The following is a 25,457-nucleotide window of genomic DNA, read 5'->3' on the forward strand; positions in this document are numbered from 1 at the left end:
TTAATAAAATAAGCTTATTTTAAAAAAAAGAACAAAACTTTGTTGACAGTAAACCCCAGTATCTTTAATATCCGCATCCGTTAAAAGACAGGTCCCCCTTAGCTCAGCTGGTTAGAGCGACGGACTGTTAATCCGCAGGTCCCCCGTTCGAGTCGGGGAGGGGGAGCCACTTTTAGCTGTTGTAAGACGCTTTTTAAAGCGTGCATGATTCCCCCTTAGCTCAGCTGGTTAGAGCGACGGACTGTTAATCCGCAGGTCCCCCGTTCGAGTCGGGGAGGGGGAGCCATCTTCTTTTCAAAAACCTTGATACACATCCGTACAATCTCTTTGACATAAATCAACGTCAAAAGGCAATCCCATACATTTTCTGTGTTGTTTAATGCGCAGTAAAAAGCGATAATTACGAACTTAATTCAAATGCTTCTTCGTAGCTGTAAAACAAAAATCAAAATTGCTAATTATCAGAATGAGCTTTGGTAACATTAACACATGATAATTTTACTTATTTATCGATAGAAACTGGGCGAGCGCAACCCTGAGATGACAGACTTACTATTATTGTTGCTTGGAACTGTATTGGTGAACAATTTCGTTCTTGTCCAATTTTTGGGGCTGTGCCCATTTATGGGCGTCTCAGGCAAACTTGAAACCGCTATTGGTATGTCTATGGCGACCACTTTTGTGCTAACTCTTGCTTCTTTGTCTAGCTATTTAGTTGAAACCTACATTCTAGTGCCTCTGGGTATTGGCTATTTACGCACACTCAGCTTTATTTTAGTTATCGCGGTAGTGGTCCAATTTACGGAAATGGTTGTGCGTAAAACAAGCCCTACCCTTTATCGCCTATTGGGCATTTTTCTTCCTCTTATCACAACCAACTGCGCGGTTTTAGGCGTCGCATTGCTCAACACTACTAAACAACACAATTTTTTAGAATCAATAGTGTATGGCTTTGGCGCCGCTGCCGGTTTCTCATTCGTATTAATTCTTTTTGGCGCAATGCGTGAACGTTTAGCTGCGGCCGATGTGCCCACCCCGTTTAAAGGCGCATCAATAGCAATGATAACTGCAGGTTTGATGTCGTTAGCGTTTATGGGTTTTTCAGGGTTAGTTAAATGATCGATACCGTAACAGCCCTACTTCTAGTTGGTTTGATAGCGCTGATACTTGGTGCAGGGCTTGGCTATGCATCCATTAAATTCAAAGTAGAAAGCGACCCCCTTGTAGAACAAATTGACGCCATCTTACCGCAAACCCAATGCGGTCAGTGCGGATACCCTGGCTGTCGTCCATACGCTGAAGCGATTGCCAATGGCGATGAAATCAACAAATGTCCGCCAGGTGGTGAGTCTACAATTAAAGATCTTTCAGAATTAATGGGCGTCGAAGCTAAACCACTAGATGCTGCCCATGGTGTAGAAGATGTGAAGAAAGTCGCATTTATTCGTGAAGACGAATGCATAGGTTGCACAAAGTGCATACAAGCGTGTCCCGTTGACGCCATTGTAGGCGCTGCAAAGCAAATGCACACTGTAATTATAGATGAGTGTACGGGATGTGATTTATGTGTAGAGCCTTGTCCGGTAGATTGTATTGATATGCTGCCTTTGCTTCAAAGCACAAACAATTGGAAATGGGATTTTAGCAAAACCCAAGTTGGTGATATACCAGTGAGACAGATATCATGAGTAAGTTTGCCGATTTTGACGCAGTGTTAGAAAGATTGTCGATTGGCGAGCTATGGGATTTTCATGGCGGCGTGCATCCTGAACAAGAAAAATCATTGTCAAACCAAGAGGTGATTAAAAATTTACCGTTGCCAGACCACATCTACATTCCAATCAAGCAACATATTGGGGTAGAGGGTAAAGTCATAGTTGAGGTAGGCGACAAAGTCTTAAAAGGACAAGCCCTAACCGCAAGTGAAAATCCATTTTGTGTGCCGGTTCATGCATCTTCATCGGGCACTGTTAGCTTTATTGGTGAACATTGTGCAGCTCATCCTTCTGGATTACCAGAAATGACCGTAGGCATTGAGTTAGATGGCAAAGATGAGGCCATACAGACCCAAGGGATAAGCAATTATAGCAGCGCTGACAAGCATGAAATTATCAGTGCGATTTGCAACGCTGGGATTAGTGGTTTAGGAGGCGCAGGTTTTCCCACCCACATAAAATCAAACAATGTAAAACCCTTAGAGTTTTTAATTATTAATGGTATTGAGTGCGAACCTTATATATCGGCCGATGATCGCCTAATGCGCGAGCATGCTTGGCAAATCAGGCAAGGCATAGACATTCTTTATCATCTATTAAAACCCAAGCATGTCATTATTGCGATTGAAAACAACAAACCAGAAGCCCTAGAAACCATGTCGATTGCTTGTCAGCAGCAAAGCAATTATCAGGTTGTTAGTGTACCGACTAAATACCCTGCAGGTGGTGAAAAACAATTAATTCAGGTGCTAACCTCAAGAGAAGTACCCAGTGATGGCCTACCCATTGATATTGGCTGTATTATGTACAATGTTGGGACTTGTTTCGCCATTGCTGATGCCGTAATTGAAGGCAAAGCGCTTACCGAACGCGTTGTGACTATTACCGGAAGAGCGATGGGTAAAGCGCAAAACGTATGGGCCAAAATTGGGACGCCTGTCAGTCACCTATTAGCCGCTGGTGACTATGATGCTAGTAAGCAAACTTATCCACGTATTATTATGGGTGGTCCCATGATGGGCTTTACCTTGGCTTCATCTAAAATCCCAATAGTCAAAATCACAAATTGTATTTTAGCACCTGCCACTAAAGAACTTCCCACTGTAGAAGACGAACGCGCGTGTATACGTTGCTCAGCATGCGCAGATGCCTGCCCTGCCACCTTATTGCCTCAGCAATTATATTGGTACAGTAAAGCAAAAGACTACGAACAGGCCCAAGATTACGATTTATTTGATTGCATAGAATGCGGGGCCTGCGCCTATGTTTGTCCAAGTGAAATACCCTTAGTTCACTATTACCGACAAGCAAAAAGTGATATCAGGCAGCAATTGCACGAAAAAGAACAAGCAGAGAAAGCTCGTCTTCGGTTTGAAGCGCGCAAAGAAAGACTTGAACGTGAAAAGTTTGAACGAGAAGAAAAGCATCGTTTAGCCGCTGAAGCAAGAAACAAAGCATTACAAAAAGACGGTGGTGGTGCAAAAGATAAAATCGCTGCAGCGCTGGCGCGTGCCAAAGCTAAAAAAGCTGCACAACAAAAAGCGCAGAACAGCGAAGGCAATCAGCCTATAAATTCCAAGGCATCTGAACCAGCAACAAAGCACGCTGAGAAGGAGCAAAAAGACAGTAGCTCAGCAGCAGTACAAGAACAAAGGCCTGCAAAAATTGAGGCGATTGAAAATACAAGTGAAGACCCGGTAAAAGATGAAGAAGCCCGCCTAGCACTGGAGAAGAAGAAACGAGTGGCTGCGACGATCGCTAAAGCAAAAGCGCGCAAAAAGGCTGCCGCGCTGGCTGAGAAAAACAAACAAAGCGACAAGCCCAAAGACCTTAGCGATACTGCAAATAACGAAAGCGACAGCACAAAAAGTAGTGACACATTGCAATATCAAATACCCCTAGAAGAAAACAAACAAAGTGAGCCTAAAGAATGACCCAGTTGCACGTAGCCAGCTCACCACATCACCACAATCAGCGCGACACCGGGGCGGTGATGCGCATGGTGATATACGCAGCGATACCCGGTATTGCCATGCAAACTTATATGTTTGGTTATGGCGTTTTAGTACAACTTGCTTTGGCCATTGTTACCGCGGTGGTGACCGAGGTACTTATTTTAGAGTTACGTAACAAAAATGCGGAACGCGCTTTTAAAGACTACAGCGCATTATTATGCGGCCTATTATTGGCCATAAGTATTCCACCACTAGCGCCATGGTGGGTAATTGTCATTGGTACATTTTTCTCAATTGCAATTGTTAAGCAGCTTTATGGTGGCCTTGGTTATAATTTATTTAACCCTGCAATGGCAGGTTACGTGATGCTACTCATCTCCTTTCCAGTGCAAATGACAGCGTGGATGCCACCGCTTAGTTTAACCGTACAAAATATCGGCCTTTGGGACACTATTCACACAGTGTTCACCGGATATACCGCAAGTGGCTACAGTATTGCGCAGTTACAAGTCACCGTTGACGGTGCGACCATGGCAACACCACTTGATCATATCAAAGTCGCACTGAGTGAAGGTTACATCGTCTCAGAGGGGCTCAATGACAAACTTTTCCACGGCAGTATGGCCAGTGGCTGGGGCGCAGTGGCTATCACCTATCTCTTAGGTGGCTTGGTGTTGATTAAAACGCGCATCATAAATTGGCATATTCCGGCCAGCATGATTGTCAGCGCCATGCTTGTTAGTGGCGTGTTATTTGTATTTGACCCTAGCACACACGCATCACCTTGGTTTCATTTTGTAAATGGTAGTTTGATTTTAGGGGCGTTTTTTATAGCTACCGACCCTGTCTCAGCGTCTACAACAAATAAGGGCAGAATAGTATTTGGCGCCGCGATAGGCTTTTGGATTATTGTTATACGAACTTGGGGAGGATACCCTGACGCAGTAGCCTTTGCGGTAATCCTGATGAACATGGCGGTCCCCCTGATTGATTACTATACCAAACCTCGCACATACGGACATAAAGTAAAAGCCAAGAGAGTAGCTAAAGCCTCGCCAGTTGCTTCATCCAAAGAAGGTGAACAATGAGAAAACTCATCCAAAAAAATGGACTCATATTGGCCGCATTTGCCTTCGTAACCACAGGTGTTATTGCTCTAACTTACGCCTTTACCGAAGATAGAATAGAGCAAGCAAAAGAGCGGCAATTACTTACGACCCTGAATCAAGTTGTCGCGCCATCACTACATGACAATGAATTACATACTGACTGTATTAGAATAGAAGCAAGCGACTTATTGGGCGGTAAGCCGCAGCGTGTTTTCAGGTCAAGACTTGATGATAAAAACACAGCCTTAATTATAGAAACAACTGCACCTGATGGTTATAGCGGCACTGTCGACTTAGTTGTCGCCATAGATACCAATGAAACCGTGCTAGCTGCCCGCGTGGTCGACCATAAGGAAACACCAGGCTTAGGTGATAAAATTGAACTACGCATCAGTGATTGGATATTAAGTTTTAATAATGTTGTATACAACGAGCAACGAGACAGCCGATGGGCCGTGCAAAAAGACGGAGGCCAATTTGATCAATTTACAGGCGCAACCATTACGCCTCGTGCGGTGGTAAAAGCAATCAAAAACGCAGCCAAATATGGCCAACAAAATATGCAGTTCCTTTTTGAATCACCGGCGAATTGCAAGCCAAACCAAGATGCTTCAGACATTGACATAGTGCCTGCTTTGCCCGAGGTATTAACCAATGAATAACGAATACAAAGAACTCACACTACAAGGCTTGTGGAAGAATAATCCTGCGATTGTTCAGTTACTCGGTCTTTGTCCATTATTAGCCGTTACCGGTACCCTGGTAAACGGTTTAAGTTTAGGCTTAGCAACAACTTTGGTGTTGTTAGGGTCAAACGTTACGGTATCGTTGGTTCGAAATATTGTCCCCAATGAAATTAGGATACCTATTTTTGTTATGGTTATTGCATCATTTGTGACCGTGATTGAATTGTTGATGCATGCTTTTACCTTTGGTCTTTATCAAGTACTTGGCATATTTATTCCCCTGATCGTGACTAATTGCGCCATTATTGGTAGAGCCGAAGCTTATGCTTCAAAGAATGCGGTAAAATTTGCCGCTTTTGATGGGCTAATGATGGGAACTGGCTTTACTCTCATTTTGATGTTGCTCGGTGCTATGCGCGAAATATTAGGGCTTGGCACCCTATTTTCAGGTGCAGAGCTATTATTGGGCGATTGGGCAAAGAATATGACCATTGTAGTTTACGAGACAGATGCTAACTTTTTACTTGCCATATTGCCACCTGGTGCGTTTTTGGGACTAGGTTTTATAATCGCTGCCAAAAATATTATTGATCAAGCGATTAAAGCACGAAGCCAAAGCAAAGAGAAAAAGATCGTACAGCGTGCACGCGTAACGGGCACAGATATATAAGCTATGAATAAAACAAAACGATACGAAATATTAAGTCGCCTAAGAGACGCAAACCCGCACCCCACAACCGAGCTAAATTACTCAAGCCCTTTTGAGCTGCTCATTGCGGTGATTTTGTCTGCCCAAGCTACCGATGTTGGTGTAAATAAAGCAACTGACAAGCTCTACCCTGTCGCCAACACACCAGAAGCAATATATGCCCTAGGCTTAGATGGTCTAAAACATTACATCAAAACAATTGGCCTATTTAATTCTAAAGCCAAAAACGTGATTGAAACCTGCCGCATACTGATTGAGAAACACAACAGTATTGTACCTGAAAGCCGAGAAGCACTCGAAGCACTCCCCGGCGTTGGGCGAAAAACAGCTAATGTGGTATTAAACACCGCGTTTGGCTGGCCGACGATTGCTGTGGACACGCATATTTATCGAGTGTCTAATCGGACAAAACTCGCCATGGGTAAAACTGTAGAAAAGGTGGAAGAAAAGCTACTTAAAGTCGTACCCAAAGAATTTAAAGTCGATGTGCATCACTGGCTTATTTTACACGGACGCTATACTTGTATTGCCCGCAAACCACGCTGCGGCTCATGTATGATTGAAGACTTGTGTGAGTTTAAGGATAAAACAGAATAGCCCTAGGTCTGTTTTGCGCATGATTCCGATCATAGTTTTCAAAGCAACTTTTCGCCATTTATTGAGTTGTTTGCTGCTTTAGTTGACTGACAATAAACATCCAAAAGGAGACATAGCTACGCTTTTGATTTCCTTAACCCAGTCATTACCTCTAAACACAAACCTTTATAAATCAGTCTGAATATCGGTCAACGGGTTTCGTGTGATTTCCTATATTGAGTAGGAGTCATATCCATATATTGCCGAAAAGCTTTATAAAAAGAAGACTTTGAGTTGAAACCAATATCGTATGCTATATCCAAGATTGAGTCACTGGTGCAGATCAGCAATTGCTCTGCTTCGCTTATTCTAGCGCGATTAATAAAATCGAAAAACGTCGTATTCAACTGCTGAGACAAGGTTTGTGAAACATACTGAGAAGGCTCTGAAAGGTGCTTTGAAAGCTTAGGCAAATTCAATGCAGAATCAAAATGGACTTTGTCTTCATTAACGGCTACAGACAGCTTAGTTGATATCCTATACAGATCTTCTTGGCTTAATGCTGAACGTTCGTAAGGCTTCTTGCTTGCTTGGTCGTCAAGTGTATCTAATTTATTTTGTACTTCTTCAAACCCCGGTCTTTGCTTTACACCATAATACCCTACCAGCCAAACGACTATCGCTAACAATACCAATATGCCGGTTTCAGATACGCCATAATCAAGCAATTGATCTTCAAACGCTAAAACGACCAAGGCATACGCCCAAGTGAAAACAATAAGAATTGAAGCAATAACAATCCAGTTTAAATTACGCCCTGTTTTATCTGCATAGACCAACTTTATTCGTTCCCGATGTTTTACTGTGCGACGTAAACTACTGATAAGGTAGATGCAACTAAGAACACACCAACTGAGTATACTGATAAAAAACAAAATCGATAACAAGCTTAACCACCAAGAATTTAGTGGCTCGGACGAGAAAAACATTTGTTTGAAAGTTTCTTCCGGCAGGGTGATGACAGCAAGACCAAGCAGCAATGCGAAAGGCACTGGTGCAAAGTGCTTTAGCATTGTGTTATTCCAGCACCACGGTTTGATGCTTATAAGCGCATCGTGATACAAGAAAAACGCAGGAATAAAGAGAAAAAATATGCTTGGCACCAAACCCACATAAAGCTGAATAAATACCGGAGATAAATTAAAAACAATAGGCCCAGCAGAAAAGAAAACCAAACAAATCAGCACAAGTTTTAACGGACCTGAGGGCTGACCTTTAGGGAGTAAGAATAACGAAAAGCATGCTATTGATATAGCGATAGACGAAATGAAAATATCAAACACGATGGGCAGAAATCAACCTGTTGCATTAAAAATGTCAAAAAAAACGTCCTTCCTAACTAGCTCGGACGATTTATACCTACTTCACTACTATGATAGCGACCTGACTATAATTTAACTTTCAAGTATTAGCAATTAGGTGACTCATGAATTCAGAAATAAATATTACCGCAAAGAAAAACACTCAGTTAATGCGCTACGGCGCTGTCTCGCTATTCACTATGCCTCTTTGCTACGTGTCTATGTTTGTCGTTTTTGGTCTTGTGCTAAACATCCCACAGACGGACGTACTCAATGAAAAAATTGTTTATATAGCAGAAAATCAGGGCGTCATTAGTATTGCCTATATTATGGGATATCTGGTTTTTGGGACCCTGTTACTTATTTCGGTTCAAGCTAGCCATGTCATGCTCACAAAAGATATTCTCACTAAAAACGCGCGTTACACGCTCAATACAGCAAGTGCATTTGGTTTTATTTGGGTGGTACTTATGATGTGCGCCGGAATGATTGCACTCGCTGGAATGAACACCATGGTCAGTATATATTCTCAAGACCAACAACATGCTGAGATCGTTTATTATGTTTACGCAACAGTTGTCAACGCATTAGGAGGTGGAATTGAGTTAGTAGGCGGATTATGGGTATTTCTACTGAGTATTGCAGGGCTCAAGACTCAGCAACTTGGTAAAGGGTTATGTGTATTTGGAATAATAGTTGGTATGCTAGGAATACTCACTATTTATCAAAGTTTGCCAGAGTTCAAGGAAGCATTTGGTTTAAGCCAAATAGTTTGGTTTATTTGGATGGGCTTTGTAATGTTTCGCAAGAAATTCACGCTAGAAAATTTGTAGACAAGCTAGTTGCTTTTTATCGTTAATTTATCTGGCTCTAACTTTATGATGAACTAGCAGTGGGCTTGGGAGCACTTATTTAAAGTTGTTATCTTTTTCTCTCATATGACCTCTCCTACCGTCAACTTATCTAAAAGTAAAGTTCGCTGTAAATGAGAAGTTTGTTCAGCAGTACGCGAAAAGCAACGTCCGCTTACTGCACCAGACTTGACCGATTGATGAAGGTCGCAAGCCATCCAATGGCAAACAGTCGGATTCAAAACACCAATTATAAACAAGATTTGGAGATTGCAAGATTGAAACGATCTCTATGAATCACACAGCTTGTATTATTACACTCCTCATTTTTGTAGTTTGACATAATAAAAAACCAATACATGTTGCTACATTGGTTCTGTTAATTCCTAAAATATTGGCGACTGTTTTAATGTAGAAGGCGCATCAGTAGAAAAACCTTTGCAAATAAATAAGCACGTAAAATACTTTCTTACAATATCGTTCTACAAGTTGCTTTAGTAATCTCGTATCATTTTACGACATCGTTGCAGTCGTTTGTCTATTGCCCATGCAGTTTATTCACGGTTAATAGTAATAGCGTTATGCTAAAACCGATAAAGATAGAGGCAAACCTATGATCAAATACGTCATTTTTATATTTTTCATTAGTAGTTTATTTAGCACAGTTGCTGCGGATACAAGATACAAATCGCTAAGTGCGGATAGTAAACATCCCGAATTTTATAAAGGTTGGAGCTGTTATACAGCAAGCGATGCTCAAGTACGTAAAAAGCAAGTCACAGACGGTATTCTCCCCTACATGGTGTTTGAAGGTGAAACTAAGCCTGTAAGTGTTGCAACGCGCATGAATATGTCTAAAACTCCGGCTTTTTCTGTCGCGGTAATTCATAATGGAAAGCTTGACTGGAGCCAAGCTTGGGGCAAATTACAAGAAGATGGCGGCAATGCTGATTGCGATAGCCTCTTTCAAGCGGGGTCACTCGCCAAACCAGTAACGCTAATGGCTGCACTGCGGATGAAAGCGTCAGGATTAGTTGATTTTGATCAGGATATCGAAACTTACTTTTCATCTTATCGTCTACCTGAGGGTCAGCAAAGCAAATCTAATCCTATAACACTACGTAATTTGCTCTCACATTCAGCTGGTATTGTGCGTGGTGGATATGCTGGCTACGCAAACAATGAAGCAATGCCAACAGATGAACAGATTGTGCGCGGTGAAGCACCGAGCAACTCGCGAAAAGTAGAAGTAGTGAATAAACCCGGCGAGTCGCTCGCTTATTCAGGTGGTGGATATACTTTAATTGAAATTGCTCTACAGGATGAGCTGAATAGACCTTTTGAGCTAATAATGCGCGATTGGCTGCTTGCTCCGATTGGCATGAAGCAAGCAGATTTTACTGTGCCTTTGCCCTTGTCTAAACATTCTCACACCGCTCGCGGGCATGAAATAGATGGCAGCGTTATTGCTGGCGGCTGGAACAACTATCCCGAACAGGCTGCTGCGGGTTTGTGGGCAACGGCCACGGACTTGGCTATGTTTTTGTTGGAGTTGCACAAGGGCTATCATGGTAAAAGCGATGTATTTACTCAGGCTAGTATCGAAGACGTACTATCGACTCCTATCGATAACCACGCTTACGGTTTCAGGTTAATTAACGATGGCAATGGACAAGTCTTTATGACTCATTATGGTGGCACTGTGGGGTACAGAGCAGGAATTACTCTGAACTTGAGAACTGGCAATGGGGCAGTGTTTTTAGCTAACTCTGACAATGGTTCAAGCCTGGGTGAAGAGTTCTTCAGCGCAGTCGCTCGAGCCTATGAATGGCCCGTGTTCCGAGAGAAAATCATCAAGCGCGTTAAGCATTCCCCCGAATTCTTAAAATCACTTACAGGAACTTATAATTTTCCAACACAGGGCTGGGAAGTATCAGTAGTTCAACAGCAGGAATCGTTGCAATTTGTATTTCCGGCAGGAAATCGCCTCCCGCTTACTATGGTTGGCATTGAAGGAAGTGAACATCAGTTTGCGCATGAAACCGGTGTTATCGCTCGCTTTTATGACGAAGGTGAGGGTTTAAAGGTGCATTTATTTGGACAAACTGGGCAACGCCATGTCAGTGTTAGTAGCGATTCCAACTAGATATTTATACTTGATGTGTTGCTATATATGCTGGTCTTGTGCGCAATCGCTCGATATAAGCTGAAACCTTGGTGCTTGCTATGAGCGTGCCAAACATGACTGCCAGTTTTGAATTGCGTCCGGATTTATTGCTAAACGATGCTTATGCCAATTCTTTTAAGAGCATTTAAATAGGGAACGTTTAGCTGTTGACCCTAGTGTTTGTTTACTTTGTACAAGTATATTGATGCACTGAAACGCGTTATAAAATGAAATTGTAATCAGTAGATGAAATGTCTCATTGTTTAACAGGCTGTTGCCAATAACCAGACAACCAAGCACTCGAATCGAGTGTTTGCATTATTATTAGCGACTGCTTTTATAATGGCAAGTCCGGTAAGCTTGAAATAACGGCCAATTGTACTTGATGAAAAAATCTATGAATTTTCAACGACCGCTTCATGCCTCTAAACTGACTGTCATTTGAACCCTTCTCTACTTTTGCCAGTTACACAAAACAGTTAATTCGAATACATAAAATGAAACATCTATTTTCCTTATACTAGGGCTGGCCTACGATTGCTGTGGACACGCATATTTACCGTGTATCCAATCGTACTAAGCTAGCCATGGGTAAAACCGTTGAGAAAGTCGAAGAAAAGCTAATTAAAGTTGCCCCTGCAGAATTTAAAGTTGATGTTCACCACTGGCTTATTTTGCATGGGCGATATACTTGTGTTGCGCGAAAGCCCCGCTGTGGCTCTTGTATTATTGAAGATCTTTGTGAGTTTAAGGATAAGACTGAGTAGCTAGTTGCCTGTAACGAGCGATTTGATACTACCGCAAAAAAGCGGACGAAATAAAATCGAATAACTTTTTAATTGACGCAAATTATTGATTTTCAACGTATATTATTGAACAACATTCAAATTACTGGACTTTGGTTTTACTAGTTTATCTAAACCTCGTAGCTTCGCTAAAAATCAAGACCCTCTCCGTAGGCTATGAAATTGTTCATATAATATGTTGGATAGGCTCTAAAACATGTTTAGTTGCTGTGGCCTAGCAATTGGTATTAGACCACAACACAAAGAAAAGACATATTGTTTAGTTATTTTGTTCTTTGGGACAAAATATTTCTTCAATGCTTTGCCCAAAGGTCTCTGCAAGAGCAAAAGCAAGAGTTAAAGAAGGATCATGTTTTCCTGTTTCTATAGCGTTCACGGCTTGACGTGACACTCCTAACTTTTCAGCAAGATCTGCTTGAGACCATCTATTTTCTGCACGAAGTACCCGTAACCTATTCTTCATGGGTGTCGCTCGATAGTTTAATAGACAATACTACACCAAAGATGACTGCTATTGCTGGCAACATAAAGGCTGGGCTAATAGTCGGCACCTCAACCATTTCTGAGAGCAAGCCATAAGCCATTCCCGCACAACCAACAACACCTACAGCCCAAAGCAAACTTTCACCCATTACTCTCTGGATGTATTCATCCAATGACCTATAATGATTTACCACCAGCCGCAATAAAAACATCACAGGAATTACAGGGGACATTGCGAGGAATCCAGTACTGTATATAGACAAATTATTGGTCTCATTCATTACTACTGATATCGCTAAAACCACTAAAAACATCGCTATATGCAACATAAATTTGACTAGAAACGTCTTTTCCTTTTTATCTAATACATTACTCATATTTGGCACTCCTGAGGTTACCTTGTTCTCTTAATTAGTTTTGATTGTGTCAATACATCTCGACACAATGTAAGGTAAACATTACACAAAACAATTGATAAGTCAAGCAAACCTGACAATAAGATGTGTTTGACTTACATTACTGAATTATTGAAAAGCTATTTTTAAGAGAACCTAATGACTACAAGTCAAGCGTCAGCATTAAAATGAAAGTGCTCTCTGGCCTACTGGGAGAGGACGAAATGTTATTGAGCACAAAGCGTAAACCTAAAATGTTTAAAGTAAATCGCATCCTACTTAAATTATCTTTTGGCTGGCCCACAATAGCCGTAGACAAGCATATTTACCGCGTTTCCAACCGTACTAAGCTCGCCATGGGCAAAACCGTCGACAACGTTGAACAAAAACTCCTTAAAGTCGTGCCAAAAGAATTCAAGCTTGATGTGCACCACTGGCTTATCTTACATGGTCGTTATGTATGTACTGCGCGTAAACCAAAGTGTGGTGCATGTATGATTGAAGACTTGTGTGAATTTAAAGAGAAGACTGAATAGATATACCTTGATTAGTGCCAATTGTTGACATTGGCACTACGTATTTTCACGTTCAATCAAGGTTTATTAAATGCGAGTGAACTTCATTTCCTGGTAAACCAGAGATGAAACTTTTTCGTCTACTTCAAAGGTAATTATTTCACCTTGCGTTGGCTTAAGAGTAACTCGAACTTTATCTTGTTTATCAAACCCCGTAGCAATTGAATTCATAACTCCCCAGCTCACTAATATTTGGTCAGTATCCAACAACTCGATTGAAATTGTGCCTAAATGTGGGTGGCGATACTCTCCAAGGTATGCTTGTTTAGGTAATGTTAAATTCATCTTGCGCCCTGCTATTTTTAGCTTTTGTTTATGGAGAATATTATCAACGTCTGCAAGTTTCTGATTGAGAGCCTCAAAGCGCTTTTCTACTTTACTTTCGATATGCTCTTCATTTAATAATTTTCCATATACATAATCAGCGATAATACTGGTAAGCCTAGAACTTAAGAAATCTTCGTTATTGATAACCACCAACCCTAGCTTTTTATCTGGCATAAACGACAAATGTGCATGTGTTCCCGAAAATCCGCCGAAGTGATGTAGCATATTTTGCTCTTTATACTCACCTGTATACCAACCCCATGCATAGCCACTTCGCTTAAAGTCCATAAACATCGCTTCAACAGCTACTTGCTGTTGCTGGGATTTTAAAACTACACTTGCTGGAAAAACCTGTTTACCGTTTAATTTACCCTGATTTAATTGAACGATTAGAAACTTTGCAATATCATTCGAGCTTGCATACATTCCACCTGCGGCATGCATATTAGAATCGTGTTTTTCCAATGGCAGAGGTTTTGGTAAAGATGGAACCATTAACGAATAAGGTTTAGCTACAGATATTCTTTGTCTATCTAAAAAGGATCGCGTTGCCGAAGTGTGAGTTAATTCGAGCGGCTCAAATACCTGTTTACGCAATCGCTCTTGCCATTTATCTGCGAAATAACTATCAGCAAAAATACTATAAATATTGTACCCAACATTAGAATATTTAAAGCCTCCAATTCCGTGCGGTTCACTTTGTGAATACTCATAAACTAATGTTCGAAGACTTTCACTAACATATTCTCCACTATATGCTGTAGCCAATACAAGAGGATAATTATCAATAGCGCTCGTATGAGTCAGTAAATGATGCATGCCTACCGCTTTATTATCTATTCCTTTAAACTCAACATCAGGAAACATATCCGATAACTTTAAGTCAGATGGTAACTTTTTATTTTCAATGTCAAGCAAGGTATTGAAAGCAGTAAAAGGTTTAGTAACTGAAGCAATATAATACGGTGTATCCCCCGTAACCTTTATATTGTTAGTAATATCTGCATATCCAATATGCGCCTGAAATACTACTTCCCCTCCTTGAACTACAGCGATAGATGTTCCACTTGGAAGCTTTGTAAGCTGTTTGGATTTTTCTACATTTTCCAGCAGTGAACTAAAGTCATATGCTTTGGCAGCTAAATTACCTGAAAATGTTATAGAAAGCCCTAATATACCCATTAAGGTATATTTAAAAAAAATTGTATTTTCATTACTATCCTTATACTTTGATTTTTAGAACCATACAGCAAAACACCTGCCAATAGATAAACCCATGAAAATTAAAAAGAAAAAATCAATCCAATAGTTAACAAAGAGTTAATTTGACAATTTATTCGCCAATTCAACCAAAAGGTTATTAAAAAATAGTAACTCTTTATCTATTTTCATTATCTTTTGGCTGGCCTACGATTGCTGTGGACACGCATATATACCGAGTTAGCAATCGTACTAAGCTCGCAATGAGTAAAACTGTTGAGAAAGTTGAAGAGAAACTTTTGAAAGTTATACCTACCGAATTTTAAGTCGATGTACATCATTGGTTAATACTTCACGGTCGCTATACTTGTGTAGCCCGCAAACCACGCTGTGGTTCTTGCATTATTGAGGATTTGTGTGAGTTTAAAGATAAAATAGAATAGTGATACCGAAGAATACTCTTACAAAGTGCACGCTTAAGGTTTATATCACCAGCAAAAAAACTATAGACGGTTAGTAAGATGCTTTACTACATCTCTTGATTTATGCAAAACCCCGATAATAATAGGTTTATCACCACAATCTAGGTAAAACACTAAATGCTCGTTAGCCCTGACAAAGTAAACATCAGGTAAGTTTGTTGAATATTTTTTCGAAACTACCCTTTTAGTTCCGAGCTTTTCAAACTGGGCTTGCAGCTCCTTCCGGTAAACACTAAGTTGTTTAGCTCCCCATTTCCTTAAGGTATACCGAGCAATCTCGCGCAAATCTTGTTCAGCGTCTTTTGATAGCCTATAGTTCGGAATGTTTTTCAACGATTCAATTCTTCATCAAAAATTGAATCTATTGTATACTCAGAAATATCACCAGAGATGGCTTTTTCAACTCTCTTCGATAACAAAACTTCAAGCCTTTCAAATGCCTCTTGCTCCTCTTTAGTAGGAAGGGCGCATTCTAAAACATAATTCTTTATGCTTTTGCCTTGAATGGCAGCAGCAGCTTTTAAAAACTGGTGTTGTTCCGACGTGATATCGATAGATAAGCGCATAAATTGTGCCTGTAGCTAAAATATACTAGTAAGAATAGTTTGCGAGCAACATTTTGTCAATTTGTGCAAAGTTGAATTATGCTTTTAAGCTTGGCTATTTTAAAACCAAACTTTAAGACTATAAAAGGCTTTTCTTGGGGGGATGAGTTTTGTTGGTGTTTTCGTTCAGTTACCGTTTCACATTTTAGCGAAAACGAAAAATATATTGACGTACTATTCTTTGATTTGGCTCGTTAGACTTGGCATCCTAGCCTACTTGGTCGCATTTATTTCAATATTAATATTTGGTGACTGGGCAATTAACGTAAAATCCCCATTTGCGCTAATTGACAGCTTTTGAGACAAAAACACATTGTCTAGAAATACTAATGGATAGAATTTTTAAAGATATGAGAAATGCGCTACAAGTATGTTGATGCCTTAAAGGACACTTATTTCCTTTTCAGACCCCAAACAGCCATAAAGGTAAATTTTTATCAACATAATATTTAATGCAATTTATCTTCATATTCTTTTGGCTGGTCTACCATAGCTGTAGACTCGCATATTTACCGCGTTTCCAACCGTACTAAGCTTGCCATGGGTAAGAATGTTGACAAGGTTGAAGAAAAACTTCTTAAGGTGGTTCCTGCTGAGTTCAAAGTCGATGTGCATCACTGGCTTATTTTGCACGGGCGATATACTTGCATCGCTCGCAAGCCAAGATGTGGTTCATGCATAATTGAAGATTTATGCGAATTTAAAGATAAACCAGAGTAATAATTTTGGCCCCTGTAATCAGAGGTTTATTTCCAACACGCTTTTGACAGGTTTAGTAGCGATAAAGTGTGTTGGCAATAAGGATTGCAATGAATGGTGGAATCCTTTGCTAAAGATAGGAATAAACTGTTATCTTATAGACAAAGACTCAGATAATTGATGGAAGATTGCTTAGAATGGATGCTTTTAAATTAGTTGTTTTGATATCCTCACTCTTATTAACAGCGTGCAGCTCTACTTCTCCATCAAATAAAAATATTACTAGCTACGAGGCAGAAGGAAATCTCAAATCGCTCAATCAAGTAGGTTGTGTTTCAGTAGATAAATTGTCAAATAATATGAATCCCGTGGATATTTTTATTGGTTTGAGTAAATGCTTAACGATAGAAAATTATAATAATGCTGCTCAATTGTATTATGCGGGCATGACATATGGCTACTTCGACACTCTCAGGGTATCTGATAAAACCGCTCATCAGGCAATTTCTGTGCTTCGGTTTAACATTTTTAGCTCGCTAACTCAAAAAACGCTAGAAAATTTACAGGGCGCCTTAAAAGCGTTAACTGAAGACAACACTAAGCTATGCAAAAACCTTGAAACTATAGGAGCACCTGCATACAAACCTACTTATATGATCCAACATGGTATTGGAGCTTTTACAGGGAAAACCGACAATGACGGCTTGGTAGAAGCGTTTGATGCCGAAACATCTTGGAAGGACTCTTTAGCGACTATTGCAAATTGCTCAGAGCAAGCTACACAACTTATCAAAGTAAATACTTATTTTGAAAAAGAACAACAAGTTTGGTTTAAATCACATTGGGGTGACAAGCTGGTAAAGGAAGCTGATCCTAAAACATTCAGGCCGTTAAGCGGTGGTTGGGGAGCTGACGCAAGTAATGTCTTTTACACGGACGTTCTGGTTGGAGAAGCGAACCCTGAAACGTTCCAAGTTATTGATTTTAATACGGGTAAAGATAGCTCAAATGTATATCGTTCTGGAAAAAAGTGTGACATCTGCGATGCTGAGACTTATGAATCGCTAGGCGACAAATGGTACAGAGACAAAAACCATGTTTTTAGCAGATCGACGATACTTAAAGATGCTGACCCAGCAACGTTTGTAGTGTTGAGTGACTGGTTTGCAAAGGATAAAAAATTCGCATACGAAAACTCGATGAAAATAATTGGCGCTGATGCCGAGTCTTTTACTCTGAAGAAATGTGGGATCAGCAAAGTGAGTGCTGAAGATAAGAACCGTTGTTACTTGGGAAGCGAAGCCGTTCCATGTGACTGCGCAACTTACAATAGTGATAGATTTCCATTTTCTTTTCAGCCAATTCCTGACTCTCATGCTCACGTAAGGATGATAGATCAAAATAAATACTACCTTGATAAAGTTGGGGGTAAGAAAATAAAGGCATCCTTAAATGGCTTCGTCCCATCCGGTTTACATAATGTTGAATACTCTTGCAAAAGTAATGACCGAAAAAAGACCAAACACTTAACAACTCAGTTTAACTTTGTTGAAGGAAGAGTATATTTAATAAAGGACGCTAAAAATCAGAAAGATTTGTGCGACAGTGAAATCAAACCTACCACTTGGTTTAAAGGTCAAAACTCTGAGTTACAAATATCTATTAAATATAAAACCCCTCAAAATCGTAATGAAAGAGAACTATGGGCTGTAACAATAGAACTGCCTACTTCCGAAATAGAAGCTAGACTAATTTGTCGGCGAGTAACCAAGAAAACCATGTATGAAAATGTGCGAAGTATCAAGTTTACGCCAATAAAAGGACACTTTTATGAAGGTAAAGGTTATTGGAATGATTCAAATAAAACCTGTGACATCAGATTAATAGATGCCAGTTTAGATAAAGAAGTTTTATAAAATTTATGGCTCATTGAGTAATCTTAGGTAACCTATCCAATGAAAAACATATTGAAGAAAACTTCTATGATTTTGAATCAACCTGGACTAGAGAGAATGTAGCACGACGACTTGCCATATTTAAACAAGCAAGCAAGTTTTGTATAAGACAATGTAAATCAAAAACAGACTTTGCCATGAAAGCAAAATTCAATCTTATTTGATTACTAAAATCTGATTCTTTAGTCATGAATCTTATTCTCTTATTCAAACCATAAAATATCCGCAATAACTTTCGAAAGCTATTGCCGACAATAGATAGGCATTACACATCATGCAAGGAACTATTTGTAACATGATTTAAATTCATAAAGTTCTATGCCGCCTCAAAGTTGCAGACATTCATCGCTACTCACTATTTTTGCTAACTTCGCATAATTTAAAGTATCTCTAATAGAGCAAAACAGCTCGAGAGGTTCAGCCATTGATCTTCTCGAAACTAGCTGCTGAATACAAATTATTCAGAGAATATTGAGTCCAAAGAAGTCTTTAACATCAAAAAGTACTTTTTCTGTTTTATCTCTAGAGATTCGGCTTCCTTCTGCTAAAACATTTAACAAATGAGCCTTATCATTTAAAAATTTTGCTCTTCTCTCTCTTATTGGTCTGAGCATGTCCAGCAAACACTCTTCTAGTACTTTTTTCGTTGTACCGTCACCAAGGCCTCCATATTGATAGTGCTCTTTCAGTTGGCTGATATAGTCCTTATCTGGATGAAAGGCATCAAGATAGGTAAACACAACATTTCCTTCGACATTGCCGGGATCTTCGACCCTTACATGATTAGGGTCTGTATACATCGATTTTACAGCTGCGGAGATCTCTTTTTCGGTAGACCCAAGATTAATGGCGTTACCCATCGACTTAGACATCTTGTTTTTCCCATCTGTGCTGGGTAAACGTGATGCATTACCTAATAAAGGTCTACACTCCTTCAATACAATACGTCCTGCTAGTGAGTTAACCTTTCTCACTATTTCATTAGTTTGTTCAATCATTGGTAATTGGTCATCACCAACAGGAACTAAAGATGCGCTAAACCCAGTGATATCAGCAGCTTGCGATATAGGGTATGTTAGAAAACCAGCTGGGATAGATCGCTCAAATCCTTTGTTTTGGATTTCACTTTTGACTGTTGGATTTCGCTCTAAGCGACTAATAGTTACTAGGTTGCTGTAGTACATAGTCAACTCTGCAAGAGCGGGTAGTTGTGATTGAAGGCAAATATTTGTTTTAGAAGGGTCGATACCAACAGCTAGGTAGTCTGCAACGACATTTAAAATGTTGGATGATACTTTTTTGGGATTATGAGCATTATCAGTAAGACCTTGCATATCAGCAACAAGAATCGTTTGCTCATGAATTTCCTGTAAAGCGACACGCTGCTTTAAAGAACCGACAAAATGACCAAGATGCAAAGGGCCTGTAGCCCTATCACCGGTTAAAATAATTTCACGTTTATCAGTATGTTGCTTTGTTTTCATGGGTATATCTCCTAGTTAAACAGATCGCTACTGGAGATAAAAAGAAATTACAGTCTTAGCTACCTTCCAGCAGCTTAAGAATGTAAGAATTCCGTGCCGCTCTAATTAGAGCGCCACCAGAAGAAGAATGTAGGCGTTGAAATGTATCTCATTCAGATAAACTAACAACAATCCTTTTGAAACTCAACTATCAAGAGTAACTTAGCAATAAAAAAAGCTTGTGCAAAAACACAGCCTTTAGAGAAGCTAATCGATACAGGCTAAGCAATCTCAATCATAAAATCTACACATATTAGTATATATAGCTTGTGTATATAGCAAGGGGTAATAGATTTATTGTTAATTCTTTAGACGAAAGTAAGCTGGTAGAATAATGTGTATTCAAATTACTACGCATTGCCCACTCTTGGCAATGTCCGCTTCAATTTTTTTGTCGCTTAATACATACCACCTATCCTTTTTCGTGTGATTTTGACTTGGTTCCCAAAGTACACAAACAATCCTAATTGACCAAACAATTGGAACACCTGCTTCTATTGCATCAAATCCATATTTGTTAATTTTCAACTACACTCCTAAGAAACATAACGCCGCCGGCAAGCGGCAATTTTGGAGTTGTTTTTTTGTGGCAGTGTATCGCCCGCCACAAAAAAGCAACGGAAAATTGCTCGCTGTGCACGGCTTTGTTATGACTATTTTTGATAACCACATATAAGCAAATGATCATCCAGTTCCGTTAGCGGTAGTTTACCCAACCTATTAATATCCGATAAAAATGCTTGATAAGTAGAATCATCAAGACACTTGGCTCCGCTAACTGGATTTCGCTTGAGCTCATACTTAGCGCACTTTATCGCAAAGATTTCTTTCAGATAGAACGGCCCATGGACACAGCAGTCTTTAGTATGATCGCCTTGCACTCCATCCTCGGGGAAGAAGACATTACTCAAAAACTTCTCTTTGCCTATGAAAGAAAATTTAATCGCTATTCCATGCTTGCCTACCAAATTTAACACTTCTGTCCACTTGGTATTATTCATCAGTGAAGACGAGTAGGTAGCAATGAGCTTGTTTATTCTACGTTCGTAGTCATTCATCTGGGTAGTCATGACACCTTGCCAAAATCCGCTTCATGCTTGTTAGGTGACATTTAGCCACTTACTATTTTTTAACTTATGAGTTGCTATCGTAATTGCTATTGAACCAACAGCGAAAAACCAATTGGAAGACAAAGTATTATCAGAAAACAATTCACCTACCAGTGTTAACGAAAACAGAAGAAATAGCCATTCAAAGCTTTGCAATAGCAGCTTAATTAAAGAGTATTGAAATGGTTCTTCAGACTTTATCGATATATAAACAACCGTTCCCAACCCAAGTGCAATTAACAAAAGCTGACTCCATAATGATGGCTCAGGATTTTTAGCGTTGAGCCCTGTCATAGTAAAAATCGAAAAACCAATTGCAAAACATGATATGTGTAAAAGTAGGGCTAAAAACAACCTAAAATATTCATTCATCCTTGATGGCACCTAACACTTTGCATAAGCGGTTTGGCAGCGCTTTTCTGACAAATCCGTCATGCATTTAGGTTTCATTTACAACCTCATATGCTACTTCAAAAGATTTAGGTAAATCTTTTGAAGAAACATTCATCAAAACACCTGTTTTAGAAAATGAGCATTCAACAGACTCGTTATTCCCCAAATATATTATTCGCTCTGAACTCCACGGGCCTAATTCAGTTTCAATTAGTTTAATCTGCTGCGCGTCGTTAATACTCAGTATTTTCTTATTAAAATCGATATTGGGAAGTTTACTTCTGACAAGGTCAATATCAACGTTCTTTCTGTCTTTCACTAACCTTTTTAGTAATTCGTCCTTCATTTCCAGAATTCCAATAGTTACAGATGAGCCACTTACACGTTTTATTCCCACCTCACACGAACTATCTATATTAACTTTAAACAGAACAGTTTCATTCGATAATCTCGTGCTACAACTAGATAAAATAAATGAGCATAAGATTAAGACGAGAACAAATTTCAACATGAAAACTAACGCCCAGTTAATAAGTAAACCAAAGCGGGCGAGCGATTTGCACCGCAAATGGCATGACGAATTTTGTGAATCTTAATTTGGCGTTTTGTTAGGTGCACTTATCTGTACTTAGCCAAACCATAGCAATATAAACTGGCTTGCCATTAATTTTTCTTATTGTAAATTTCTCATAACTAGCTGAGGTTATACGTTCACATCTTGATTTTAGCGCCGCATTAATTTTAATTACAAGATTAGATGCCATTAATGCCTCTTGAAATGGATTCCTTAAAGCTTTGACTTTGGGATTGTGCATATTACCCGCTGAACTCAATGCTTCGTTGTGTAATCTAGGGTAGTTTGTTTTTAGAAAGTCATGAATTTCCTTTTGAAAAAAGACATCATCTTCATTAGGAAACACCCGAAAATGCTTGAGCCAAATCTCTTTTGGAACGCTTTGAATTGAAGTTAAAAGTGGTTCACCTTCACGATGTATGCCTGAAATAGTTGCCCAGCCATGTTCGCTTAAATATACATCCCAACCTGATTCATCACCAAATACAACGGGCGATATTATGAGAAATATAATTAGCAGGACTCTCGACATTCTCTGTCCACCTAAAAATTATTATGAAGACCGCATAGTAACTACTAGATAGTTTCATTTAACAAAACCTCCATACTCATTTAATTTCAATAGCTTACTATTTTTTTGATTACAATTTCTACAATTTTTTTTGCGATTGCTTTCACAGTCCTTCAGACGATTGGTTAATCCTGCATGGCCGGTATATCTGTTTTGCCCAAAAACCACTTTGTGGCTCACGCATCACGTGCGCTTCACTGAGTCCGTCGTAACGACGAGCAGTATGATATTCGTAGGTAGGCAATATCGACTCTACTGCGGGTTTATTAAAACAGGCCGGTTCAAAATGTCCATTAACGTTGCTCAAAAATCAACTTAGGATTTGATTGCCTAAACGTTTCATCCATGAACTTGTGAATAGTTGACTCAAAGTCAGGATGCTCTCTCACACCGTTATACACCGGTGAATTAGGCAGCAAGGGTTTTATTCCGCTGTCATATACGGACAAATAATTGAGGTGTTTGCTGAAACTATTAAAGCGTTGCTCTGCCCCCTGTTGTTCGGTTAAATACCAGAATAATTGACAATTCCAACTCATCTGAGCGACTAAATTAGTAGCACAATAGTTACCCGTAGTTAGCGTCACGCTGGGCAGCAACACATTGATAAGTTGATCATTTTGTCCTTGCTCTTTGAGAATAGCCAGATACAGCAAAGCGCCAATAGGATCATCAATCATAGCTTTTTCAAGTAAGTGCTCTGTTGGATTTGTTATCTCATACTTTTCAATAAATAATTCTGTACTACCGTTAAACAATCCCCAATAAATATCTAAGTTCGCTTGTTGACTATCGTCAATTATTTGTTGCAATTTGGCTTTTTGCGTATGTGTCAATAGACCATAATCTCGCATTTGCATAAGCAATAATGCATTGGCAAAATCATAATTAATCTGACTTGGATTATTGCGAATGTTTTGCTGCATAAACGACAAAGCGTCATCAATTCGGTCAGAATAAATCAATATTGCTGTTTCAACCGCCCGCAAGCTTGCGGTGAGCTCACCCTTATAATTGACAAACAAGCGCAAACTTTTCTCAAAATCATGCTCGCCAGTAAAATAGACTAAAAGTTGTGATACAAGTAGTGATGTTGTATTTGGAAATTTAATTTCCATATCCTTAAGCAATGCTTTAGCTTCGTCCATGCGCCCTTGTGCAACAAGTAAGTCAATTAAGTTTCGATAGTTGATTGCACTTTGAGGGTTGGTACGCAGCACCGCCAAGCGCTGTTCTATTGCCTGATCAATATTTTCTAAAATAAGAAGGTAAACGTTTTGGATAATTGGGTCATTTGGTGCAAGCTTGTAAGCGCGTTTATTCAATGCAAGATAAGCTTTGATTTGGTATTTACTAGCGGCATAATTTGCTAACACGAGATATTTTAACGCAAAATTAGGCCCTGCCAGTAATTGCCAAAATAGACTTTCTTGTTCTGCAGCAATGGTTGCGTAATCAATGCCGCCGTATTCACCCGCCAAGTCATAGGTCAAAGATAGCTGGGCCATAGCGAGATAAAACTGCTGATCCAGTTCAATAGCTTGTTTGAGTGCCTCGGCAGATTGCTGTAATGACTTTGAGGTACGCTGATAAGCCAGCTCCCGTCCTTGAATAAATAACTCATAGGCTTGTGGGTTTGTGGTCATGCCGGCTTCATATTCTACTTGTTCGGGTAACAGATTCAATTTGAGAGCTTGCGTAATAGCAAAGGTCAACTCATCTTGTAGTACGAAAATACTGTCAAGGGTGCGGTCATAGGTTTGTGACCAAACATGCGCGCCAGTTGTCACTTCAATTAGCTGCGCGGTAATACGCAATTTGTCTTTATCTTTGCGCACGCTACCTTCGAGTACATAGTTAACATTCAGTTTACGACCTATTTCACGAATATCGGTGTTGCTGTCTTTAAAGTTAAAGGATGAAGTACGAGAAATCACTACTAACTGCTCTAAACGCGCTAATGAATTAAGAATTTCCTCGGCAATGCCATCGCCAAAATAGCCTTGCGACTTATCGGGGCTCATATCTTCAAAAGGCAATACGGCAATCGAACGTTCTAAACTGTCATCGAGACTTGGGGGAAATAGCTTTCCATAAGCGATAAAGCCTAGTGCTAATACCAAAGCTACGATTAATAAATAATTAATTTTACTGCCGGTATGCGCACGAATCGACTCGTCGACATCTACTGCATGAGTGCGTTTTAAGCCTTGAGGGGTAAGTTCAAAGGCCCAGGCAAAAATGCACACAAAAGGAAAGGCAATTGCTAGGATAACGGTAGTAATGGTGCTGAATAAAATAGGCAGGTGCAATGACGGTGAAACCACCGCAACAATTTGCAAAATTATCCAGCAAGTTACCAAATAGACACTGGCAACCTTAAATACATTGCGGCGTTTTAACTCAGTAAAAAATGTCATGCATCCAGCTCATTATTTTTATGCAATAACCATAATGGATTACCCGCAACAGTGCAATTGATGTACGAATTAATTCATAGTTTACATCAAGTGGTTGTTCAACAGGCGCTGATTAAGCTTGATCACCTCCTTCAAAGAATGAAAAAAGCTAAATGGATAAATTTGAACTTTGACGTTTTATACGATATCTTTTTGGCTAAAAATAATGAGC

Annotated in this window: 24 protein-coding genes, 2 tRNA genes and 4 pseudogenes; 16 read left to right on the forward strand and 14 right to left on the reverse strand. The window is 39.7% G+C overall.

Going from position 1 to position 25,457, the window contains the following annotated elements; translation table 11 throughout:
• The first annotated feature begins 92 nt into the window (after positions 1-92).
• The 9 genes from AC0L6H_RS17955 to nth all read left to right on the forward strand — a co-directional run bounded on the left by AC0L6H_RS17955 (position 93) and on the right by nth (position 6,771).
• A tRNA-Asn gene (locus AC0L6H_RS17955) sits at positions 93-169 on the forward strand.
• A 40-nt stretch (positions 170-209) separates the two neighbouring features.
• Positions 210-286 (forward strand) — tRNA-Asn (locus tag AC0L6H_RS17960).
• A gap of 254 nt (positions 287-540) precedes the next feature.
• Positions 541-1,119 carry an electron transport complex subunit RsxA gene (rsxA, locus tag AC0L6H_RS17965; protein ID WP_473390601.1) on the forward strand — a complete coding sequence of 193 codons (579 nt, stop codon included), beginning with the start codon at positions 541-543 and terminating at the stop codon, positions 1,117-1,119.
• Positions 1,116-1,688, forward strand: coding sequence for an electron transport complex subunit RsxB (rsxB, locus tag AC0L6H_RS17970; RefSeq protein ID WP_473390603.1), 573 nt, complete (start codon positions 1,116-1,118; stop codon positions 1,686-1,688). Before rsxA ends, rsxB begins: the two co-directional genes overlap by 4 nt.
• Positions 1,685-3,649 (forward strand): electron transport complex subunit RsxC, encoded by a 1,965-nt coding sequence (gene rsxC, locus AC0L6H_RS17975; protein ID WP_473390604.1) that lies wholly within the window; start codon positions 1,685-1,687, stop codon positions 3,647-3,649. The genes rsxB and rsxC overlap by 4 nt, the downstream gene beginning before the upstream one ends.
• Positions 3,646-4,758 (forward strand): electron transport complex subunit RsxD, encoded by a 1,113-nt coding sequence (gene rsxD / locus AC0L6H_RS17980; protein WP_473390605.1) that lies wholly within the window; start codon positions 3,646-3,648, stop codon positions 4,756-4,758. The genes rsxC and rsxD overlap by 4 nt, the downstream gene beginning before the upstream one ends.
• A complete protein-coding gene (gene rsxG / locus AC0L6H_RS17985; protein ID WP_473390607.1) occupies positions 4,755-5,441 on the forward strand; it encodes an electron transport complex subunit RsxG in 687 nt (228 codons plus the stop codon). The genes rsxD and rsxG overlap by 4 nt, the downstream gene beginning before the upstream one ends.
• Positions 5,434-6,135 (forward strand): electron transport complex subunit E, encoded by a 702-nt coding sequence (locus AC0L6H_RS17990; RefSeq protein ID WP_473390608.1) that lies wholly within the window; start codon positions 5,434-5,436, stop codon positions 6,133-6,135. The genes rsxG and AC0L6H_RS17990 overlap by 8 nt, the downstream gene beginning before the upstream one ends.
• Positions 6,136-6,138: 3 nt before the next feature.
• On the forward strand, positions 6,139-6,771 hold the full coding sequence (gene nth / locus AC0L6H_RS17995; RefSeq protein WP_473390609.1) for an endonuclease III: 633 nt from the start codon (positions 6,139-6,141) through the stop codon (positions 6,769-6,771).
• Between the two features lie 188 nt (positions 6,772-6,959).
• Here nth and AC0L6H_RS18000 read toward each other — a convergent pair whose 3' ends face one another.
• The gene (locus AC0L6H_RS18000; RefSeq protein WP_473390610.1) at positions 6,960-8,093 is read right to left on the reverse strand and encodes a helix-turn-helix domain-containing protein; all 1,134 of its coding nucleotides are present in this window, start codon (positions 8,091-8,093) and stop codon (positions 6,960-6,962) included.
• Between the two features lie 143 nt (positions 8,094-8,236).
• On the opposite strand from AC0L6H_RS18000, the gene AC0L6H_RS18005 reads away from it, so the two are divergent.
• From AC0L6H_RS18005 to AC0L6H_RS18015, 3 genes and pseudogenes are all read left to right on the forward strand, one after another.
• A complete protein-coding gene (locus AC0L6H_RS18005; RefSeq protein WP_473390611.1) occupies positions 8,237-8,944 on the forward strand; it encodes a hypothetical protein in 708 nt (235 codons plus the stop codon).
• 631 nt (positions 8,945-9,575) lie between these two features.
• On the forward strand, positions 9,576-11,108 hold the full coding sequence (locus AC0L6H_RS18010; RefSeq protein WP_473390612.1) for a serine hydrolase domain-containing protein: 1,533 nt from the start codon (positions 9,576-9,578) through the stop codon (positions 11,106-11,108).
• A 545-nt stretch (positions 11,109-11,653) separates the two neighbouring features.
• Positions 11,654-11,896 (forward strand): annotated as a pseudogene (locus AC0L6H_RS18015) (endonuclease III); the annotation flags it as partial.
• A 298-nt stretch (positions 11,897-12,194) separates the two neighbouring features.
• Here AC0L6H_RS18015 and AC0L6H_RS18020 read toward each other — a convergent pair.
• Complete coding sequence (locus AC0L6H_RS18020) at positions 12,195-12,398, reverse strand: helix-turn-helix transcriptional regulator (protein ID WP_143871876.1); 204 nt, start codon at positions 12,396-12,398, stop codon at positions 12,195-12,197.
• Positions 12,388-12,795 (reverse strand): hypothetical protein, encoded by a 408-nt coding sequence (locus AC0L6H_RS18025; RefSeq protein ID WP_473390614.1) that lies wholly within the window; start codon positions 12,793-12,795, stop codon positions 12,388-12,390. Before AC0L6H_RS18025 ends, AC0L6H_RS18020 begins: the two co-directional genes overlap by 11 nt.
• Before the next feature lie 302 nt (positions 12,796-13,097).
• Here AC0L6H_RS18025 and AC0L6H_RS18030 point away from each other — a divergent pair.
• Positions 13,098-13,349 (forward strand): annotated as a pseudogene (locus tag AC0L6H_RS18030) (endonuclease III); the annotation flags it as partial.
• A gap of 66 nt (positions 13,350-13,415) precedes the next feature.
• On the opposite strand, the gene AC0L6H_RS18035 reads toward AC0L6H_RS18030, so the two are convergent.
• Entirely contained in the window at positions 13,416-14,897 is a 1,482-nt protein-coding gene (locus AC0L6H_RS18035; RefSeq protein WP_473390615.1) for a serine hydrolase domain-containing protein, read from the reverse strand.
• A gap of 212 nt (positions 14,898-15,109) precedes the next feature.
• Here AC0L6H_RS18035 and AC0L6H_RS18040 point away from each other — a divergent pair.
• Positions 15,110-15,358 (forward strand): annotated as a pseudogene (locus AC0L6H_RS18040) (endonuclease III); the annotation flags it as partial.
• A 60-nt stretch (positions 15,359-15,418) separates the two neighbouring features.
• Here the strand turns inward: AC0L6H_RS18040 and AC0L6H_RS18045 are convergent.
• The gene (locus tag AC0L6H_RS18045; RefSeq protein WP_473390616.1) at positions 15,419-15,730 is read right to left on the reverse strand and encodes a type II toxin-antitoxin system RelE/ParE family toxin; all 312 of its coding nucleotides are present in this window, start codon (positions 15,728-15,730) and stop codon (positions 15,419-15,421) included.
• Positions 15,727-15,963 (reverse strand): type II toxin -antitoxin system TacA 1-like antitoxin, encoded by a 237-nt coding sequence (locus tag AC0L6H_RS18050; protein WP_473390618.1) that lies wholly within the window; start codon positions 15,961-15,963, stop codon positions 15,727-15,729. The genes AC0L6H_RS18045 and AC0L6H_RS18050 overlap by 4 nt, the downstream gene beginning before the upstream one ends.
• 510 nt (positions 15,964-16,473) lie before the next feature.
• On the opposite strand from AC0L6H_RS18050, the pseudogene AC0L6H_RS18055 reads away from it, so the two are divergent.
• Both AC0L6H_RS18055 and AC0L6H_RS18060 read left to right on the forward strand, forming a co-directional pair.
• Positions 16,474-16,722 (forward strand): annotated as a pseudogene (locus AC0L6H_RS18055) (endonuclease III); the annotation flags it as partial.
• A gap of 176 nt (positions 16,723-16,898) precedes the next feature.
• Positions 16,899-18,617 (forward strand): DKNYY domain-containing protein, encoded by a 1,719-nt coding sequence (locus AC0L6H_RS18060; RefSeq protein WP_473390619.1) that lies wholly within the window; start codon positions 16,899-16,901, stop codon positions 18,615-18,617.
• Between the two features lie 500 nt (positions 18,618-19,117).
• Here AC0L6H_RS18060 and trpS read toward each other — a convergent pair whose 3' ends face one another.
• The 8 genes from trpS to AC0L6H_RS18100 form a co-directional block, all read right to left on the reverse strand.
• On the reverse strand, positions 19,118-20,140 hold the full coding sequence (trpS, locus tag AC0L6H_RS18065) for a tryptophan--tRNA ligase (RefSeq protein WP_473390620.1): 1,023 nt from the start codon (positions 20,138-20,140) through the stop codon (positions 19,118-19,120).
• A 381-nt stretch (positions 20,141-20,521) separates the two neighbouring features.
• Complete coding sequence (locus tag AC0L6H_RS18070; RefSeq protein WP_473390622.1) at positions 20,522-20,707, reverse strand: hypothetical protein; 186 nt, start codon at positions 20,705-20,707, stop codon at positions 20,522-20,524.
• A gap of 125 nt (positions 20,708-20,832) precedes the next feature.
• Positions 20,833-21,249, reverse strand: a complete 417-nt coding sequence (locus tag AC0L6H_RS18075) for a hypothetical protein (protein ID WP_473390623.1) — start codon at positions 21,247-21,249, stop codon at positions 20,833-20,835.
• Positions 21,250-21,279: 30 nt separating this feature from the next.
• Positions 21,280-21,582, reverse strand: coding sequence for a hypothetical protein (locus AC0L6H_RS18080; protein ID WP_473390624.1), 303 nt, complete (start codon positions 21,580-21,582; stop codon positions 21,280-21,282).
• Between the two features lie 145 nt (positions 21,583-21,727).
• A complete protein-coding gene (locus AC0L6H_RS18085; RefSeq protein WP_473390625.1) occupies positions 21,728-22,027 on the reverse strand; it encodes a hypothetical protein in 300 nt (99 codons plus the stop codon).
• Between the two features lie 262 nt (positions 22,028-22,289).
• Positions 22,290-22,787 carry a hypothetical protein gene (locus AC0L6H_RS18090; RefSeq protein ID WP_473390626.1) on the reverse strand — a complete coding sequence of 166 codons (498 nt, stop codon included), beginning with the start codon at positions 22,785-22,787 and terminating at the stop codon, positions 22,290-22,292.
• A 142-nt stretch (positions 22,788-22,929) separates the two neighbouring features.
• Positions 22,930-23,133 (reverse strand): hypothetical protein, encoded by a 204-nt coding sequence (locus AC0L6H_RS18095; RefSeq protein ID WP_473390627.1) that lies wholly within the window; start codon positions 23,131-23,133, stop codon positions 22,930-22,932.
• A complete protein-coding gene (locus AC0L6H_RS18100; protein WP_473390629.1) occupies positions 23,120-25,246 on the reverse strand; it encodes a hypothetical protein in 2,127 nt (708 codons plus the stop codon). The genes AC0L6H_RS18095 and AC0L6H_RS18100 overlap by 14 nt, the downstream gene beginning before the upstream one ends.
• Positions 25,247-25,457: the final 211 nt, after the last annotated feature.

The sequence above is a fragment of the Glaciecola sp. G7-5 genome (assembly GCF_055808975.1).